Annotated in this window: 3 protein-coding genes and 1 pseudogene; 2 read left to right on the top strand and 2 right to left on the bottom strand. The window is 35.1% G+C overall.

Translation table 11 applies throughout. From position 1 onward, the window contains the following. Window positions 1–148: 148 nt before the first annotated feature. Both AFK68_RS04990 and AFK68_RS04985 read right to left on the bottom strand, forming a co-directional pair. On the bottom strand, window positions 149–640 hold the full coding sequence (locus AFK68_RS04990; protein ID WP_094671838.1) for an ATP-binding protein: 492 nt from the start codon (window positions 638–640) through the stop codon (window positions 149–151). Between the two features lie 152 nt (window positions 641–792). After that, window positions 793–1,284: an ATP-binding protein gene (locus AFK68_RS04985; RefSeq protein WP_094671837.1), complete on the bottom strand. Its 492-nt coding sequence runs from the start codon at window positions 1,282–1,284 to the stop codon at window positions 793–795. Window positions 1,285–1,716: 432 nt separating this feature from the next. Between AFK68_RS04985 and AFK68_RS04980 the strand changes: the two are divergent. Both AFK68_RS04980 and AFK68_RS04975 read left to right on the top strand, forming a co-directional pair. After that, window positions 1,717–2,311: pseudogene (locus tag AFK68_RS04980) on the top strand (response regulator transcription factor); the annotation flags it as partial. Between the two features lies 1 nt (window position 2,312). After that, window positions 2,313–3,059 (top strand): PP2C family protein-serine/threonine phosphatase (locus tag AFK68_RS04975; RefSeq protein ID WP_094671839.1); only part of this gene is annotated, 747 nt, incomplete at its 5' end. Window positions 3,060–3,305 lie beyond the last annotated feature (246 nt).

The following is a 3,305-nucleotide window of genomic DNA, read 5'->3' as shown; positions in this document are numbered from 1 at the left end:
GTAGGAAAAGTATATACCCCTGTAGACGCCGTTGGTCAATGGCTGAACAAGAGGTTTATCGGGACTTAAATAAACTTAAACGTGAAATCCTACTTTGGCTGAACCCCCTAGCACCAATATCATAGCCTCATCCTGATAAATTCCAGATTTAGATATTAGCATCAAAAGTATTATTTTGTTCTGGAGAATATGGCAAATAATTTTTAGCAATTAACAAACAGTTACGATTATCCGATGTACGGGTATAACTAATATTGTCTGCTATAGCATACATTAATTTTATACCCCGTCCACCACCAACAAAGATATCTGTTTGAGTGGGTTGCTCTTTTAGCCATTTGAGCAAGTCAAAAGGCTGACCATAATCCCAAATTCTAATTTCCAGGTAGTCAGTATAGATTTTAACTTCAATATCTATAAGTGTTTCTGTAGGTAAATATTTATGGGCATGACGAGTTGCATTAGTAAAAGCTTCAGCTAAAGCAAGCTCACACTCTAACCAAACTTTTTTGGGAATTGGTGCTTGGTGCAACTGCTCAAACCATGATAAAACTTTGTCATTTTCTCCCAGGTCTGAACAAACTTGTAAATCAGCTTGATGAAACTTTGGTAATTTATCAGAATCTTTTACTTTAGTCACACTTAGCTTCTTAAGTAATTACATAATATTTCAGGTATATTGTAAAGTATATGTCAATCACAATAAGGCAAATTTTCTAACCAAACCTTCATATCTAAAAATATAAATATATATCTTTACACTATAAATATATATCTTTACACTATCACAATTCAGATTTTACCAAAATCTGAATTGTCATTTTGAACTTGAGGATACAACCAATAATTTTTCCTAATTAACAAACAGTTACGATTATCAGATGTACGGGTATAACTAATATCGTCTGCTATAGCATACATCAGTTTGATACCTCGCCCACCAGGAGCAAACATATCTGGCTCTGGTTGTACTTTTAACCATTCTGTAAAGTCAAAGGGCTGACCATAATCCCAAATTCTAATTTCTAGGCAGTCAGTATACATTGTAACTTCAATGTCTATAGGTGTTTCTGTAGGTAAGTATTTATGGGCATGGCGAGTTGCATTAGTAAAACCTTCAGCCAAAGCTAACTCACACTGCAACCAAATTGTTTTTGGAATTGGTGCTTGATGCAATTGCTCAAACCATGACAAAACTTTGTCATTTTCCGCCAGGTCTGAATGAACTTGCAAATAAGCTTTGCGAAATTTTGGTAATTTATCAGAACCTTTCACGTTAGTCACACTTCGCTTCTTAAATAATTAGTATAGTATTTCAGGTATATTTTAAGTTATATTATGGAGTATATGTATAAAATTCATGTAAATAATTAAAACTACCTAAAAGCTTGGTTTGTATGATAACAGGTAATAATGGGTCTCTAAATGCAGATTGTAATGGGGCAACATAATCAGTAAAGTTAGGTTGATACTTAAGCATACTGCATATGGGTATTTTGACTTGTCCTCAAAGAATATTTATGTGGTCAGCTTAGAATATCTGTCCCAACATTGATTTATCCCTATTCATTTATTTAGTAGGAGTTTGGTCACCAAAACCCTAGAATAATTAATCCCCGTGACTTTAATCTGGGGAGTAGTCAAAAACTCCTAATGGTCTACTCACTTTTATGTCGGCATTTAGCCGAAACGGTGAATTGTTTAACTAAGTCCATGATATATAAAGTTTTGGTTATTGATGATGATACTGCCATTCAGGAATTACTCAAAAGAGTTCTGCGGAAACAGGGTTATGAGGTGACAGTAGCAAGTAATGGTGAAGAAGGTTTTGAACAAGCAAAACTCGTGCAACCTGCTTTGATTATCTGTGACTGGATCATGCCACGACTCACGGGAATAGAAGTATGCCGTAGGGTTAAAGCTAGTCCCGATCTGTCTACTACTTTCTTCATTTTGTTAACTTCTTTAGGAACGGTTCAAGATCGGGTCAAAGGTCTTGATGCTGGTGCTGATGACTTTATTTCTAAACCCATAGAAATGAATGAAATGAAGGCTAGGGTCAGAGCTGGACTTCGACTGCATCAGCTTTCTCAAGATTTACAGACTCAAAAGCAATTACTAGAAGCAGAATTAGCTGAAGCTGCTGACTATGTGTGTTCTCTCTTACCAGAATCTTTAATAGAACCAGTAAAAATTGAATCCCAATTTATTCCTTCTCGCAAGTTAGGGGGAGACTGTTTTGATTATTATTGGTTAGATGAAAATTACTTAGCTGTATATTTACTGGATGTAGCTGGCCATGGTTTACGGGNACTCAAAAGCAATTACTAGAAGCAGAATTAGCTGAAGCTGCTGACTATGTGTGTTCTCTCTTACCAGAATCTTTAATAGAACCAGTAAAAATTGAATCCCAATTTATTCCTTCTCGCAAGTTAGGGGGAGACTGTTTTGATTATTATTGGTTAGATGAAAATTACTTAGCTGTATATTTACTGGATGTAGCTGGCCATGGTTTACGGGCAGCACTTCCTTCAGTTTCAGTTTTGAATTTGTTAAGGTCAAAGGCCATACCTAATATAAATTACCATCAACCTAGTGATGTACTTAGGGCTTTAAATAATACTTACCAGATGACCTATCAAAATGACAAATATTTTACCATTTGGTATGGTGTTTATAATCGTTCTCAAGGTCAACTGGTCTATGCAAGTGCGGGTCATCCCCCGGCTATTTTAATTTCAGGTGATGGTCAGCTCGCTCAGGCCAATAAATTGAAAACTCCTGGAATGCCTATTGGTATGTTTCCAGAGGCTACTTATATAGATGATTCTTGTGTAGTTGAAAAGTCTAACTCCCTTTACATATTTAGTGATGGTGTTTATGAAATACCTCAACCTGGAGGTGGAATTTGGGGTATAGATAACTTTATTAATCTAATTTTAGAATACAATCAACATGGTTTTTGTCATCTAGATAAGGTCTTGGACTATGTGAGAGAGTTGAATGGTAGTAATGTTTTTAGTGATGATTTTTCTTTACTAAAGGTTGTTTTTGGTTAGGCTGTTTATGTCTCCTCAAGTCAAGTTATTTAAGGATTTGATTAAATAAAATATACAATTAAAAAAGCAAAGCTAAAATAGATTAAGCTTCACTCTCTCTAAGTTATATAAGTAATCAAACTATCATTCCTAAGTTTAATGCTTGTTTCCAGAGTTATACCAATTTGATAAGTGTTTGTGACAAATTCTAGAGACGTTGTATGCAACCTCCCTACGGAATAAGGAATAAGCAAGAAGGAAAAAGGG

It is taken from the genome of Hydrocoleum sp. CS-953 (assembly GCF_002260545.1).
Lineage (GTDB): Bacteria > Cyanobacteriota > Cyanobacteriia > Cyanobacteriales > Microcoleaceae > Trichodesmium.
This window is presented reverse-complemented; position numbering and strand designations above follow the sequence as displayed.